The sequence below is a fragment of the Burkholderia sp. M6-3 genome, from assembly GCF_050858985.1.
GTDB classification, from domain to species: domain Bacteria; phylum Pseudomonadota; class Gammaproteobacteria; order Burkholderiales; family Burkholderiaceae; genus Paraburkholderia; species Paraburkholderia caledonica.
On sequence record NZ_CP110090.1, the window covers coordinates 1,004,269 to 1,019,159 of the forward strand.

At 63.6% G+C, this 14,891-nt stretch carries 11 protein-coding genes; 7 read left to right on the plus strand and 4 right to left on the minus strand.

Annotated elements, in window-relative coordinates:
• Nucleotides 1-8: 8 nt before the first annotated feature.
• A complete protein-coding gene (locus OH764_RS04375) occupies nucleotides 9-548 on the minus strand; it encodes an META domain-containing protein (protein ID WP_498848147.1) in 540 nt (179 codons plus the stop codon).
• 240 nt (nucleotides 549-788) lie between these two features.
• On the opposite strand from OH764_RS04375, the gene purT reads away from it, so the two are divergent.
• The 6 genes from purT (at nucleotide 789) to OH764_RS04405 (ending at nucleotide 7,972) form a co-directional block, all read left to right on the plus strand.
• Nucleotides 789-2,012 carry a formate-dependent phosphoribosylglycinamide formyltransferase gene (gene purT, locus OH764_RS04380; RefSeq protein ID WP_498848148.1) on the plus strand — a complete coding sequence of 408 codons (1,224 nt, stop codon included), beginning with the start codon at nucleotides 789-791 and terminating at the stop codon, nucleotides 2,010-2,012.
• Nucleotides 2,013-2,131: 119 nt separating this feature from the next.
• The gene (locus OH764_RS04385; protein ID WP_498848752.1) at nucleotides 2,132-2,359 is read left to right on the plus strand and encodes a DUF6726 family protein; all 228 of its coding nucleotides are present in this window, start codon (nucleotides 2,132-2,134) and stop codon (nucleotides 2,357-2,359) included.
• A gap of 22 nt (nucleotides 2,360-2,381) precedes the next feature.
• Nucleotides 2,382-2,738, plus strand: coding sequence for an MliC family protein (locus tag OH764_RS04390; RefSeq protein ID WP_498848149.1), 357 nt, complete (start codon nucleotides 2,382-2,384; stop codon nucleotides 2,736-2,738).
• Nucleotides 2,739-3,009: 271 nt separating this feature from the next.
• Nucleotides 3,010-4,662 (plus strand): acetolactate synthase large subunit, encoded by a 1,653-nt coding sequence (locus OH764_RS04395; RefSeq protein WP_027775566.1) that lies wholly within the window; start codon nucleotides 3,010-3,012, stop codon nucleotides 4,660-4,662.
• A gap of 60 nt (nucleotides 4,663-4,722) precedes the next feature.
• On the plus strand, nucleotides 4,723-6,159 hold the full coding sequence (locus tag OH764_RS04400) for an aldehyde dehydrogenase family protein (RefSeq protein ID WP_498848150.1): 1,437 nt from the start codon (nucleotides 4,723-4,725) through the stop codon (nucleotides 6,157-6,159).
• A 352-nt stretch (nucleotides 6,160-6,511) separates the two neighbouring features.
• Nucleotides 6,512-7,972: a DEAD/DEAH box helicase gene (locus tag OH764_RS04405; RefSeq protein WP_498848151.1), complete on the plus strand. Its 1,461-nt coding sequence runs from the start codon at nucleotides 6,512-6,514 to the stop codon at nucleotides 7,970-7,972.
• A 131-nt stretch (nucleotides 7,973-8,103) separates the two neighbouring features.
• Here the strand turns inward: OH764_RS04405 and gluQRS are convergent, their stop codons facing one another.
• Both gluQRS and OH764_RS04415 read right to left on the minus strand, forming a co-directional pair.
• Nucleotides 8,104-9,000: a glutamyl-Q tRNA(Asp) synthetase gene (gene gluQRS, locus OH764_RS04410; protein WP_498848753.1), complete on the minus strand. Its 897-nt coding sequence runs from the start codon at nucleotides 8,998-9,000 to the stop codon at nucleotides 8,104-8,106.
• 20 nt (nucleotides 9,001-9,020) lie between these two features.
• The gene (locus OH764_RS04415; protein WP_498848754.1) at nucleotides 9,021-9,884 is read right to left on the minus strand and encodes a rhodanese family protein; all 864 of its coding nucleotides are present in this window, start codon (nucleotides 9,882-9,884) and stop codon (nucleotides 9,021-9,023) included.
• A 348-nt stretch (nucleotides 9,885-10,232) separates the two neighbouring features.
• Here OH764_RS04415 and dnaE point away from each other — a divergent pair, with 348 nt between their 5' ends.
• On the plus strand, nucleotides 10,233-13,823 hold the full coding sequence (gene dnaE, locus OH764_RS04420; protein ID WP_498848152.1) for a DNA polymerase III subunit alpha: 3,591 nt from the start codon (nucleotides 10,233-10,235) through the stop codon (nucleotides 13,821-13,823).
• Between the two features lie 55 nt (nucleotides 13,824-13,878).
• Here dnaE and OH764_RS04425 read toward each other — a convergent pair whose 3' ends face one another.
• Nucleotides 13,879-14,643 carry a glycosyltransferase family 2 protein gene (locus OH764_RS04425; protein WP_498848153.1) on the minus strand — a complete coding sequence of 255 codons (765 nt, stop codon included), beginning with the start codon at nucleotides 14,641-14,643 and terminating at the stop codon, nucleotides 13,879-13,881.
• Nucleotides 14,644-14,891 lie beyond the last annotated feature (248 nt).

Consider the following 14,891-nt stretch of genomic DNA (forward strand, 5'->3'; position numbering starts at 1 on the left):
CGCTACTGCTACTTGGCGCTGCGCTCGAACACCAGCGTATCGCCGTTATCGAGCACCAGCTGCATTTGCTGCGGCTCACGCATCTGCACGCCGGTCCGTTCGATGTGCGTCAGCGCGCTCAGGTAGGTGCTCTCGATTTGCCCGCCCGGCGTCGCGCAAGCCATGCGCGTGCCGCCCAGCGTGCCGAAACTGAGCTTGCCGTCTTTTAGCGAGTACGAGCCCATATAGCGATTGCAGCCGGAAAAGCCGCTCGCGTGGCGCTGGCCCGTCGCGGTCGAAAGCGTGAGTGTGATCGGCGCGCCGAGATTCGCGAACGGAATGGTGCGGGCCGTACCGTCCGCCTGCTTCCATCCGGTGAGGACCCAGCTCGTGTCGTCGAGTAATTGCGTGGCGGCGGGGTTGAACGGGTCGGGCGCGGGGGCTTCCGAATCCGGATGCTTCGGAATCGCGCAGGCGCCGAGCAGCGCCGCGACGCTCAACGCGGCGAGGACCGTGCGCGCAAATGGAGCAATGCGCGCAAGACGTCGCGTGGAGAAGCTTGGATGCATGGCGTCGTTCCTCTTGAAACTGGCAAAGGCGTAAGGGTAACGCACTCGGTGCGTCGCGCGCTCATGCAGATTGCGGCAGCGCCCTTATTGCGCCGCATTCCAGGTCAGCGCGCGGCAGCTCTTCGCGCACACCACGCGGACATGAAGCAGCCGCCGCGAGCAAGGTGCGGCGAGGGGCCCGCATGTTAACATCGTGCTTTGCCCATTCCCACCCTCATCCGACTTTTATCTGGAGACCCCATGCAGATCGGCCAACGGATAGGCACGCCGCTTTCTGAATCCGCCACGCGCGTCATGCTGCTCGGCGCCGGCGAACTCGGCAAGGAGGTGATCATCTCGCTGCAGCGGCTGGGCGTCGAGGTCATTGCCGTCGACCGTTATCCGAACGCGCCGGGCCATCAGGTCGCGCACCGCACGCACGTGATCGACATGACCGACGGCGCCGCGCTGCGCGCGCTCGTCGAGCAGGAGCGCCCGCATCTGATCGTCCCCGAAATCGAGGCGATCGCAACCGACGCGCTTGCCGCTATTGAAAGCGACGGTCTTGCCGAGGTGATTCCGACCGCGCGCGCCACGCAACTCACAATGAACCGCGAAGGCATCCGCCGCCTTGCTGCCGAAGAACTCGGCTTGCCCACCTCGCCTTACGCGTTCGCCGATTCGCTCGATGAACTGCGCGCGGGCATCGCCAAGGTCGGTTATCCGTGCGTGGTGAAGCCGGTCATGTCGTCGTCGGGTAAGGGGCAATCGGTGCTGAAAAGCGACGCCGACGTCGAGCCCGCCTGGCAGTATGCAATGGCTGGCGGGCGAGTGAATCGCGGCCGCGTGATCGTCGAAGGCTTTATCGACTTCGACTACGAAATCACGCAGTTGACCGTGCGGGCTGTCGATCCGTCGACTGGTGAAGTCGCCACGTATTTCTGCGATCCGATCGGTCATGTGCAGGTGGCGGGCGACTATGTCGAATCGTGGCAGCCGCAACCCATGAGCCCGCTCGCACTCGAACGTTCGCGTGAAGTCGCGCACAAGGTGACGGCCGCGCTCGGCGGGCGTGGCCTCTTCGGTGTGGAACTTTTCGTCCGCGGTGATGACGTATGGTTCTCGGAAGTGAGCCCGCGTCCGCACGACACGGGTCTCGTTACGCTGTGCTCGCAACGCTTTTCGGAATTCGAATTGCACGCGCGCGCAATCCTCGGTTTGCCGGTAGATACGTCGTTGCGCGCGCCGGGCGCGTCGGCGGTGATTTACGGCGGGCTCGATGAGGCGGGCATCGCCTTTGAAGGCGTTGCTGCGGCGCTCGCCGTGCCGAATACGGACCTGCGCCTTTTCGGCAAGCCGGAGAGCTTCGTCAAGCGCCGCATGGGCGTGGCGCTGGCAACCGGCGGCAACATCGACGAAGCACGCTCGCGCGCGAAAGAGGCCGCGGCGGCGGTGCGTCCGGTGTCGGGGAAGTCTGCGCAATGACACGCTCGCGAGCGTGCCGGCCGACCTGGCGCGATCGCGGCCTGAGTGTTCCGAGCCCACGAATGGATGACGCGCTCATTGGCCGGCTCACTGGCGGTCTCACCGAAGTCGAGGTACGAATGTCGCAGGAATCCCGCGGCGCAGTGTCGCGCGGGTCAGCACGGCGCGGCAACGCCGTGCGTCTCGGCGCTGTTGGCGTGTTGTTCGCGCTTTGCGCGACATTGACGGGCTGCGGACTTGCCGCTGCGCCGTGTCGCATTGCGTCCGCCGGTCTGAAGATCGTGCCGGTGGTCGGGCATGTGGCCGCCGCGCCGACCGACGCCTGCGCCGAAGTCATCGACCCTTGATCAGCAACGAGCGGGGCATTCAATGAAGAAAAGGCTGGTTGCAGTGAGCCTCGCGGCAATGTGTGGGTATGCGTTCGCCGCGCCCTTGCATCTCGACGACGTTCAGGCGAAAAATCGTCAAACGCGTAAGTACACCTGCGCGACCGGCAGGATCCTGCACGTCACCTACTGGAACACCGCCAACGGCCAGAGCTTCGCGCTCGTGCCCGTGAAGGGCAAGCAACTGCTGTTCGTCGATACGATCGCCGCGTCCGGCGTGAAATATCAGGCCGGCAGCTATACATGGTGGACCAAGGGTCCGCGCGCCGATCTCTACGACGCCACGGCCGGCGAGGACGCGCCGCCAATTCTGTCCGACTGCATCACCCTCAATCGCTGAACGTCGGCCGGACTCTTTCCCGAATCCCGGCTCAGTATGATCGAGCGGCCGGCCAAAGCCGTCGGCCTTTTGGTCTCTCGCGCTGCAGTGTCTCCGTGCGCGCATCATTTCTCCCCGAGTAGTAAGCTGTCCGGCGTGGCATTGCGCGTGTCGTCGTGACTGTTTGTCGCCGTTGCCGTCTCTGCGGTCGCCCTGAGTCTCCGATCGTCCGTTCCCGCTCACCCACGGCCAGGCTTTGCGCCCGCGTCCGTACCATCAAGCGAGACCCTCCATGAAAGCATCCGACCTGTTCGTCAAATCGCTGGAAGCTGAAGGTGTCGAGTATGTGTTCGGCATCCCCGGTGAAGAAAATCTCGATCTGCTCGAATCGCTGCGCCGCTCGAAAATCCGCTTGATCCTTACGCGTCATGAACAGGCCGCGGGCTTCATGGCCGCGACCTACGGACGTCTGACGGGCCGCACCGGCGTGTGTCTCGCAACGCTCGGCCCGGGCGCGACCAACTTCGTGACGGCGGCGGCCTACGCGCAGCTGGGCGGCATGCCAATGTTGATGGTCACGGGCCAGAAGCCGATCAAGTCGAGCAAGCAAGGCCATTTTCAGATTGTCGATGTCGTGCGGATGATGGAGCCGCTCACCAAGTACACGCGCCAGATCGTGTCGATCGCCAATATTCCGGCGGCGGTGCGCGAGGCCGTCAGGCAGGCCGAGGAAGAACGCCCCGGCGCCACGCATCTCGAGTTGCCCGAAGACGTCGCGCACGAAGAGGGCGACGGCAAGCCGATTCCCAAGAGCTACAGCCGGCGTCCCGTCGCCGAGGAAAAAGCGGTCGCGCGAGCCGTTGAAGCCATCACGAAAGCGAAGCATCCGTTGCTGATGATCGGCGCAGGAGGCAACCGCAAGACCACGACGAAGATGCTGCGCGAGTTCGTCGACCAGATCGGCATTCCATTCTTCACCACGCAGATGGGCAAGGGCGTGATCGACGAATCGCATCCTATGTGGCTCGGCAACGCCACGTTGTCCGACGGCGACTTCGTGCACCGCGCGATCGATCACGCCGATTGCATCATCAATGTCGGGCACGACGTGATCGAGAAGCCGCCGTTCTTCATGCGCAGCGGCGAGGCCGGCGAGAAAACGGTGATTCACGTCAACTTCCTCGGCGCCGAAGTCGATACGGTGTATTTCCCGCAGATCGAAGTGGTCGGCGACATCGCCAATGCGGTGTGGCAGTTAAAGGAGAGCCTGAAGGAGCGCCAGGAACACTGGGACTTCACGCGCTTCAAGGAGATCAAGGAGCACTTCGAGGCGCATCTGGTGAAAGGCCAGCACGACGACCGCTTCCCGATGTACCCGGTGCGGCTCGTCAACGACGTCTACGAAACCACGCCCGTTGACGGCATCGTGTGTCTGGACAACGGCATGTACAAGATCTGGTTCGCGCGCTACTACCGTGCGCACGAACCCAATTCGCTGCTGCTCGACAACGCGCTTGCTTCGATGGGCGCCGGCTTGCCGTCCGCAATCGCCACCAAGATCGTGCACCCGGACCGCAAGGTCATGGCCGTGTGCGGCGACGGCGGCTTCATGATGAATTCGCAGGAACTGGAAACGGCCGTGCGGCTGAAGCTCGATCTCGTGATCCTGATTTTGCGCGACGACGCGTTCGGCATGATCCGCTGGAAGCAGGAGAACATGAACTTCCCCGATTACGGCATGACGCTCGCGAATCCGGACTTCGTCGCGTACGCGCAGAGCTATGGCGCGAAGGGGCATCGGGTCGAAGCGGCGGCGGAATTCGCGCCGCTTCTGCGAGAATGTTTTGCCACGCCGGGCGTGCATGTGATCGACGTGCCCATCGACTATTCGGATAACGAGCGCGTGCTGAACCGCGAGATCAAGCGGCTTTCCGCGCAACTGTGAGCGGTGCAGGCTGCTTCGGCGCCGCGCTGTCGCTGTGACCTATCGGAAGGAGAATGCGTCATGTTGAACAAGACTTACCCGTACTACCTCGCGAACCAGGCCGTGGCGGCGAACACGGATCTCGAAGTCACCGACAAATTCAGCGGCGAAGTCGCAACGCGCGTCGCAATGGCCGACGCGGCCGCGATCGACAAGGCAATCGGCTTCGCCGTCGAAGCGATGCCCGCAATGCGTGCGTTTGCTCCGTTCAAGCGCCAGGCGGTGCTCGAGCATTGCGTGAAGCGCTTTCGCGAACGTTATGACGAACTGGCGCTCGCGCTGTGCATCGAGGCAGGCAAGCCGATCAACGACTCGAAGGGCGAGGTCACGCGTCTGATCGACACGTTCAAGGTAGCCGCCGAGGAAGCCGTGCGGATCGACGGCGAGATCGTCAATCTGCAGATCTCGCCGCGCGCCAACGGTTACCACGGCTATGTGAAGCGTGTGCCCATCGGTCCGTGTTCGTTTATCTCGCCGTTCAATTTTCCGCTGAACCTGACCGCGCATAAGGTCGCGCCCGCAATCGCCGCAGGCGTGCCGTTCGTGCTGAAGCCGGCGAGCCGCACGCCGGTCGGCGCGCTGATCATGGGCGAGATTCTCGCCGAGACCGACTTGCCGAAGGGCGCCTTTTCGATTCTTCCCGCGCATCGCGACGGCGCCGATCTCTTCACGACCGACGAACGCTTCAAGCTGCTGTCGTTCACGGGCTCGCCGGCGGTGGGCTGGGAGCTGAAGAAAAAGGCGGGCAAGAAGAAGGTGATTCTGGAACTGGGCGGCAACGCGGCAGCGATTGTCGACGGCGATCAGACCGGCAAGCTCGACTATGTCGTCGACCGGCTGGCGTTCGGCGCGTTCTATCAGTCGGGGCAAAGCTGTATTGGCGTGCAGCGGATTCTCGTGCACGCAAGCATCTACGATGCGCTGCGCGAGAAGTTGATCGCCAAAACGAGGTCGCTCGTGATGGGCGACCCGAAGGACGAAAAGACTTTCGTCGGACCGATGATTTCCGAATCGGAATCGAAGCGGCTCGCCGGCTGGATGGAGAGCGCGGTGCAGGCGGGCGCGACGATCGTCGCGGGCGGCAAGGTGGACGGCGCAATGTTCGAGGCCACGCTGCTCGAAGGCGTTAAGCGCGACACCGACCTGTATCGCAAGGAAGCGTTCGGGCCGGTCGCCATTCTGGAGCGTTTCGACGATTTTGGTGCCGCGCTCGCGACCGTCAACGACAGCGACTTCGGCCTCCAGGCGGGCGTGTTTACCGATTCGCTCGCGCATGCGCATCGCGCGTGGGACGAACTCGAAGTGGGCGGCGTGGTGATCAACGACGTGCCGTCGTTTCGCGTCGATAACATGCCGTACGGCGGCGTGAAGGACTCCGGGCTCGGGAGGGAGGGCGTGCGCTATGCGATCGAAGACATGACCGAAATGCGTCTGATGGTGATGCGCGAGACCTGGTGAGGTGCGAGAGTCGGTGCGGCCGCGCAAAACCGCTTTTCCGCGCTGTCATGCGACTGTCGTTTGAACGCACTACGCTCGCCGGGCGAGGCGCACGGCGGGGGGCGCCGGCACGCGGCGCCGTGCTTTCGCCACATAAGCAGAAAGCCGGCGCCCGCGCCATGAGTGTTTTTGCTGAAGTGCTACAATACCGGCCTTTCCGGCGGGTGTTTCCGCCGGCCGGAGCCGGCCGCATCCTTTCCCGCAACGACGGGTCCCGTGCGGAACGCCGTGGCTCCGCCTTCATCCTGATGCCTTCTGCGGTTTCGACCGCTGCCGCGCGCACGCGCCAAGCGCATTTTTAGCGAAAGCCACCATGTCCGACACAGCCGTCACCCCCAGCACTGCGACCTTCGATCAATTCGGTCTCGCACCCGACATCCTGAAAGCGGTCAAAGAATCGGGCTACACCACGCCCACGCCGATTCAGGAGCAGGCGATTCCTGTCGTGCTGGCAGGCCGCGACGTCATGGGCGCCGCGCAAACCGGCACCGGCAAGACCGCAAGCTTCTCGCTGCCGATCATCCAGCGCCTGTTGCCGCAGGCCAGCACGAGCGCTTCGCCCGCCCGCCATCCGGTGCGCGCGCTGATTCTCACGCCGACCCGCGAGCTGGCCGATCAGGTTGCGGCGAACGTTCAGTCATATGCGAAGCACACGGCGCTGCGCAGCGCCGTTGTTTTCGGCGGCGTGGACATGAACCCGCAGTCGGAGCAGTTGCGCCGCGGCGTCGAAATTCTGATCGCCACGCCGGGCCGCCTGCTCGACCATGTGCAACAGAAAACCGCCAACTTGGGGCAGGTGCAAATCCTCGTGCTCGACGAAGCCGACCGGATGCTCGACATGGGCTTCCTGCCGGACTTGCAGCGCATTCTGAATCTGCTGCCGAAAGAGCGTCAGACGCTGCTGTTTTCGGCCACGTTCTCGGGCGAAATCAAGAAGCTGGCTGCCACATATCTGCGCAATCCGCAGACTATCGAAGTGGCGCGCAGCAACTCGACCGCGACCAATGTCACGCAGATCGTCTATGAAGTGGCCGAAGGCGACAAAACCGGCGCGGTGGTTCAGTTGATCCGCGAGCGCGGCCTGAAGCAGGTAATCGTGTTCTGCAACAGCAAGATTGGCGCGAGCCGTCTTGCGCGGAGTCTGGAACGTGACGGCGTGGTCGCGACCGCGATTCACGGCGATCGCTCACAAAACGAGCGGATGCAGGCGCTCGATGCATTCAAGCGAGGCGAGATCGAGGCGCTGGTCGCCACCGACGTCGCCGCCCGCGGTCTGGATATCGCCGAACTGCCGGCGGTGATCAACTTCGATTTGCCGTTCAACGCCGAAGATTATGTGCACCGCATTGGCCGTACGGGCCGCGCGGGCGCTTCCGGCGACGCCTTGTCGCTGTGCAGCCCGAACGAGCGCAAGCAACTGGCGGATATCGAGAAACTGATCAAGCGTCCGCTGGAAGTTCTGCGTCTGACCGTCGACGCGCCGGTGCGTCATCATCACGAAGAGCGCGCACCGCGGCGTGAGCGCAGCGAGGGCCGCGACGAGCGGGGCGGTCGCCGCCGCGCGGGCGCGCCGTCGGGTTCGTTCGACCGGCCGCATCATCATCGCGCGCAGCCTGTGGACGACTTCTTCCTGAAGCCCTATGAACCGTCGCCTGCTTCGGTTCGCAAGGGCGAAGAGGCCGAGGCTGCCGGGTCGGCGCCGCAAAAGTCGTCTTCGAAGCAGCCGCTTGCGGCATTGCTGGGCGGCTTTGGCATGCCGCGCAAGTCGTCGTAAAAGAGCGCCGCCGCCAGTTTCAGGGTTGGCGCGGTTGCGCCGCCGGCGTTTGAACCAGGCCGGCGGAAATAGCTTTGCAGCGCTCATGCGAATGGCGGCCTCAGGCCGCAGGCCTTGCATGCAGCGCCAGGTCATATCGCCGAGCGCATGCGCTTTGCCCACGCCGCGGTCGCCGCGGTGTAGAAATCGTCCAGCGTCGTGCAGGCTTTGACGCTTGCGTCACCATCCAGATTCAATCCCAGATGCCGCGCGGCCGCGTTCAGCGCTTCGAGCGGCTTATCGCAGTCGAGCGCGCTCGCTCCATTCTGTTTGCTGAGCTTTTCACCATACTGGTTCGTGACCACAGGCACGTGCAAGTACCGTGGCGTTGGCACGCCGAGGCATCGCTGCAAGTAAATCTGCCTTGCCGTTGAATCCATCAGATCTGCGCCCCGCACGATGTGCGTGATGCCCGCGTCGGCGTCGTCCACTACTACCGCCAGTTGATACGCCCACTGGTCGTCCGCCCGTCTCAGCACGAAATCGCCGACATCGGTGGCGAGATTCTGCGTCTGCTTGCCTTGCCAGCGATCTTCGAAGGCGACCACTGCCACGTCGTCGTCCGGCACGCGCAGACGCCACGCGCGCGCCGGCTTGCCGTGCAGTCCGTTGCGACACGTGCCCGGATAGGCGAGCGTGGTGTTACGCGTATGTGCGTGCAGCAGCGAGTCGGCGATTTCCTTGCGCGTGCAGCCGCACGGATAGACGAGGCCCGCCGCCTTCAACTGTTCGAAGGCCTGCTGATAACGTTCGATGCGCGTGCTTTGCCAGACGGGTGGCTCGTCGGCGTACATGCCGAAGCGTTCGAGCGTGGCGAGGATGTCTTGCGCCGCGCCCGGCACGGTGCGCGGTCCGTCGATATCTTCAATGCGAACCAGCCATGCGCCGTGATGCGCCCGGGCGTCGAGCCAGCTTGCGAGCGCACTCACCAGCGAGCCGAAATGCAGCGGGCCGGTAGGCGAGGGCGCGAAGCGTCCGCGATAGTTCATGAGTCGGCAAGCACTGCCGTTCAGGCAGCGCGAGCCGCCTTGCTGTCCGGATGACATGCCGGACACGTCTTGCCAGGCACGTACATCGGCGACTTCTGCGCTTCAGGCGTGACCACCGCACGGCAGCCGAAGCATTGTGCGGTCGCGGTGGGCTCGAGTTGCGGATTGAGCGCAGTGCGGTAGTCGAACACGAAGCAGTCGCCGTGATAATGCGCGCCGCCCACTTCCTCGAAATACTTGAGGATGCCGCCTTCGAGCTGATACACGTGCTCGATACCCACTTCCTTCATGTGGATCGCGGCCTTCTCGCAGCGAATCCCGCCCGTACAGAACGACACGACGGTCTTGCCTTCCAGGTCGGCGCGGTTCTGCTCGATGACTTCCGGAAACTCGCTGAATTTCGTTATGCGGTAATCGAGGGCGTTGTCGAACGTGCCGACGTCTACTTCGAACGCGTTGCGCGTGTCGAGCATGACGACCGGGCGGCCCTCGTCGTCGTGACCGCGGTCGAGCCAGGCCTTGAGCGTGGGCGCGTCGACGAACGGCGCGCGCCCCAATTCCGGCCGAATGGCCGGTTTTTTCATTGTGATGATTTCGCGCTTGAGCTTCACCAGCATGCGCGTGAACGGCTGCTTTTCCGACAGGCTTTCCTTGAATTGCAGGGTCGCGAACTTGCCCTCGAAGAGCGGATCGTGGCGGATGTAGTGGATGAACGCGTCGGTGTTCTCGCGCGCGCCCGCGACGAACAGGTTGATGCCTTCCGGCGCCAGCAGAATGGTGCCGCGCAGGCCGAGCGTGTTGCAGCGCTCCGTGACGTGCGGGCGCCATGCGGCGGTGTCTTCGATGGTCGCGAAATGGTACGCGGCGAGATTGACGATACTCATGGATGTCCAGCGGTAATAAGTGGCGGCGTTGTGCGTGACGGGCGCGGTGGGCTGCTGCCGGATGGGCGAGTACGGGGAAAGCCCGAAGCCCGGTGCCGCGGCCACGTCGAACGCGGCAAAACCCATATTATCCCTCAAGCTGGCGCTTTCCCCGACTCGGCCGAATAGCCAGTCAGTTGCGTTAGCGCAAATGGCCTGCGAACTTGCGCGCATCGGGGCCGTACAAGGCTAGAGGAGACCTCGCAAGAGTCCCGAAAGCGCCAATGCGGGGCGCTCCGAAGTCAGCGTCCTACGCCAGATGGCTAACACGGGGTTTTGCGCTGAAATCTCCGGGAGGGTGGAGTTACAATGTCGCCCATGTCAGATCCCCGCTTCGTTCATCTCCGCGTCCACTCCGAATTCTCGATTGCCGACGGCATCGTGCGTCTTGACGACGTCGTCAAGGCGGCTGCCCAGGACGGTCAGGGCGCGCTCGCCCTTACCGATCTCGGCAACGCATTCGGCCTCGTCCGTTTCTATAAGGAAGCGCGCGGCAAAGGGGTCAAACCCATTGCCGGCTGCGACGTCTGGATCACCAATCCAGACGACCGCGACAAGCCTTCGCGCCTGCTGCTGCTGGTGAAAGACCGTCGCGGCTACCTGAACCTGTGCGAGTTGCTGAGCAAGGCATCACTCACGAACCAGTATCGTGGTCGCGCGGAAGTCGAGGCTGGCTGGCTCGAATCGGGCCTGGGCGAGGGCTTGCTCGCATTGTCGGGGGCGCAGCAGGGTGACGTCGGACTCGCGCTTGCCGCGGGCAATCAGGAAGCGGCAAAGCGCAACGCGCTGCATTGGGCAAAGGTCTTTCCGGGCGGCTTCTACATCGAGTTGCAGCGTTGCGGTCAGCCGGGCGGCGAGCAGTATGTCCAGCAGGCGGTCGCGCTCGCCGCGTCGTTGAAGCTGCCGGTAGTCGCCACGCACCCCATGCAGTTCATGACGCCCGACGACTTCACCGCGCACGAAGCGCGCGTGTGCATTTCGGAAGGCGACATTCTCGCCAATCCGCGGCGCCAGAAGCGCTTCACGCCCGAGCAGTATTTCCGCACGCAAGAGGAAATGGCCGCGCTCTTTGCGGATATTCCGTCGGCGCTTGCCAATACGGTGGAAATCGCCAAGCGCTGCAATCTCACGCTCGAACTGGGCAAGCCGAAGCTGCCGCTCTTTCCGACGCCCGACGGCATGTCGCTCGACGACTACCTCGTGCATCTGTCGAAAGAAGGGCTCGAAAAGCGTCTTGAGCAGTTGTACCCGGACGAAGCGGAGCGCGCCGCGCAGCGCGAGACGTACTATCAGCGGCTCGAGTTCGAGTGCGGCACGATCATCAAGATGGGCTTTCCGGGCTACTTCCTGATCGTCGCGGACTTCATCAACTGGGCGAAGAACAATGGCGTGCCCGTGGGCCCCGGCCGGGGTTCGGGCGCGGGCTCGCTCGTCGCCTATGCGCTCGGCGTGACCGACCTCGATCCGCTGCGCTATAACCTGCTGTTCGAGCGTTTCCTGAACCCGGAACGCGTGTCGATGCCCGACTTCGACATCGACTTCTGCCAGCACGGCCGCGACCGTGTGATCCAGTACGTGAAGGAGAAATACGGCGCAGACGCCGTGTCGCAGATCGCGACGTTCGGCACGATGGCCGCGAAGGCGGCGGTGCGCGACATCGGCCGCGTGCTCGATCTCGGCTACATGTTCACAGACGGCATCGCGAAGCTTATTCCGTTCAAGCCGGGCAAGCACGTCACGATCGCCGACGCGATGAAGGAAGAGCCGCTTCTGCAGGAGCGCTTCGACAACGAAGACGAAGTGCATCAGCTGCTCGAACTCGCGCAACGCGTGGAAGGTCTCACTCGCAACGTCGGCATGCACGCGGGCGGCGTGCTGATCGCGCCCGGCAAGCTGACCGATTTCTGTCCGCTCTACACGCAGGGCGACGAAAGCGGCGTCGTGAGCCAGTACGACAAGGACGACGTCGAAGCGGTCGGCCTCGTGAAGTTCGACTTTCTGGGTCTCACCACACTGACCATTCTGGATTGGGCCGAGCGTTATATCCGCCGTCTCGATCCGTCGAAGAAAGACTGGTCGCTCGGGCAAGTGCCGCTCGACGACCCGGCGTCGTTCTCGATCCTGAAGAAAGCGAATACGGTTGCCGTGTTCCAGCTGGAAAGCCGCGGCATGCAGGGCATGCTGAAAGACGCGCAGCCCGACCGCTTCGAGGACATCATCGCGCTCGTCGCGTTGTACCGTCCGGGCCCGATGGACCTGATCCCGAGCTTCTGCGCTCGTAAGCATGGCCGCGAAGTGGTCGAGTATCCTGACCCGCGCGTCGAACCTGTTCTGAAAGAGACCTACGGCATCATGGTCTACCAGGAGCAGGTGATGCAGATGGCGCAGATCATCGGCGGCTACTCGCTGGGCGGCGCCGACTTGCTGCGTCGCGCGATGGGTAAGAAGAAGGCCGAGGAAATGGCCCAGCATCGCGAGCTGTTCCGCCAGGGCGCCGCGAAGAACGGGCTGACCGGCGAGAAGGCCGACGAAATCTTCGACTTGATGGAGAAGTTCGCGGGTTACGGCTTCAACAAGTCGCACGCGGCTGCGTATGCGCTGCTCGCGTATTACACCGCGTGGCTGAAGGCGCACCATCCGGCGGAATTCATGGCGGCAAATATGTCCCTCGCCATGGACGACACGGACAAGGTCAAGATCCTGTTCGAAGACTGTCTCGCCAACAAGATGACCGTGCTGCCGCCGGACATCAATCTGTCGGCGTATCGTTTCGAGCCGGTCGCGGAAGCCGACGGCAAGCGCTCAAAGACCATCCGCTACGGTCTCGGCGCGATCAAGGGCAGCGGCCAGAATGCGATCGAGGAAATCCTGCGCGCGCGCGAAGACGGTCCGTTTATCGACATCTTCGATTTCTGCAACCGGATCGACCGCCGCGTCGTGAATCGCCGCACGGTAGAAGCGCTGATTCGCGCAGGTGCGTTCGACACCTTGCATCCGAATCGCGCGCAGCTGATCGCGTCGGTTTCGCTCGCCATGGAAGCCGCCGAGCAGGCGAGTGCGAATGCGCTGCAAGCGGGCCTCTTCGACATGGGCGACGCGCCGTCGCAAGGCCACGAACTGGTGGACGAACCCGAGTGGCCCGAAAAGAAGAAGTTGCAGGAAGAGAAGGCCGCGCTCGGCTTCTACCTGTCGGGCCATCTGTTCGATGCGTACAAGGCCGAAGTGCGCCGCTTCGTGCGCCAGAAAATCGGCGAGCTGAAGGAAGGGCGCGACAAGCTGGTTGCCGGCATCATCGCGTCGCTTCGCACGCAGATGACCCAGCGCGGCAAGATGCTGATTGCGCTACTCGACGACGGCACCGGTCAATGCGAAGTGACGGTCTTCAACGAGACCTTCGAAGCGAACAAGCAACTGTTCAAGGAAGACGAGTTGCTGGTCGTGCAGGGCCAGGCGCGCAACGACGCGTTCACGGGCGGTATCCGCTTCACGGTCGACACGGTCATGGATCTGGGCCGCGCGCGTTGCCGCTATGCCGAGGCCGTGAAAGTGCAGATGAACGGCAACGCGGACGCATTGGCGTTGCGGCGCGTGCTCGAAGCACATAGCGCGGGTAAAGATGAGCCGCAGGCAGTGCCGGCGCCGGCGGCTTCATCGCGCGGCGGCAATGGCGGTGGACGAAACGGGGGCGGCGGATTTGGTGGCGGCTACGGCGGTGACAATGGGCGGCAACGTCAGCCCGTCCAGATCCCGAACGGCCTCGCCGTTCAGGTGGTGTACCGCAGCGAGAACGCGGAGGGCGAAATGCGTCTTGGCGACGCCTGGCGCGTGAAGCCCACCGACGAACTGCTTGCCGACCTGCGCGGCCAGTTCGCCGGCAGCGCGATCGAGATTGTGTATTGATGCAAGCGCCGCCGCTGGCGCCGATGCAGGCGCCGCCGCGTACGCCCTGCGGGCGCTACCGCGAGCGCCGCTCTTCTCCAAGCCTCGCGAGTTTAAGGAAACGGTAGTACACCGTCTCGGCGTTGAACACGGCGATCATGAAGCCCGCGCGGCCGTCCAGAAAACCGCGGCGCAGCAGGTAGGTTCGCACGAACGCCCAGGCGCCGCGGCCAAGCGCCTTGCCGAAGCTGCCGCGTTGACCCGCGGCGTGACGCTGCAGCGCGCCGGCGGTCGAATAGGCATCGAGCTTGCGTAATACGCCCTCGAAGTTTTCGTACGAGTAGTGCATCAGCTTGCCGGAGAGGCGTTGCGCCGGTGTATTGAACACCAGACGTTCGTGAACCAGATCGTCGGAAAAACGCGCGGCGCCGCGTTTGAACAGACGTGGAATCCAGTCCGGATACCAGCCGCTGTGGTGAATCCAGTGCCCGCAAAAACTCGACAGTCGGTCCACTGCGTAAACGTCGGCCGTGGGTGCGGCGAGCGCGGCGCGGATCGCAGTCGCGAGTTCCGGCGAAACGATTTCGTCGGCGTCGAGCGAGAAAATCCATGTGGTGGTGAGCGCGTCCACCGCGCGGTTCTTTTGCGGGCCGAACCCTGGCCAGTCGGTTTGTTCGATCACCTGGGCGCCGTGTGCCCGCGCAATTTCAGCTGTGCCGTCGGTGCTGCCGCCGTCGATCACGACGATCTGGTCGGCAAAGGCCACGGACTGCAGACATTCGGCCAGCCGCGCCGCCGCGTTTCTGGTGATGATGGCGACGCCGAGGGTGGTTTCTTGCATACCTGAATTGCCTGATCGCGGAATGGACTGGACGCGGAATGACCGGACGGATCGCGCAAAAGCGCGCGATCGAGCGCAACGGGTCGCGGAAGTATACACAGCCTGTCCGATCCTTCGCTAACCGGGATCGTCGCGCCAAAACGTCAGCCGGCCGTCAACTCCAACCGTTTACAATGCTCCTTTTCGATCTTCGCGCGGCGGGCGGCCCTTTGCCGGCGCGAATCTCGTACCGCATTCCCAGAGGATTC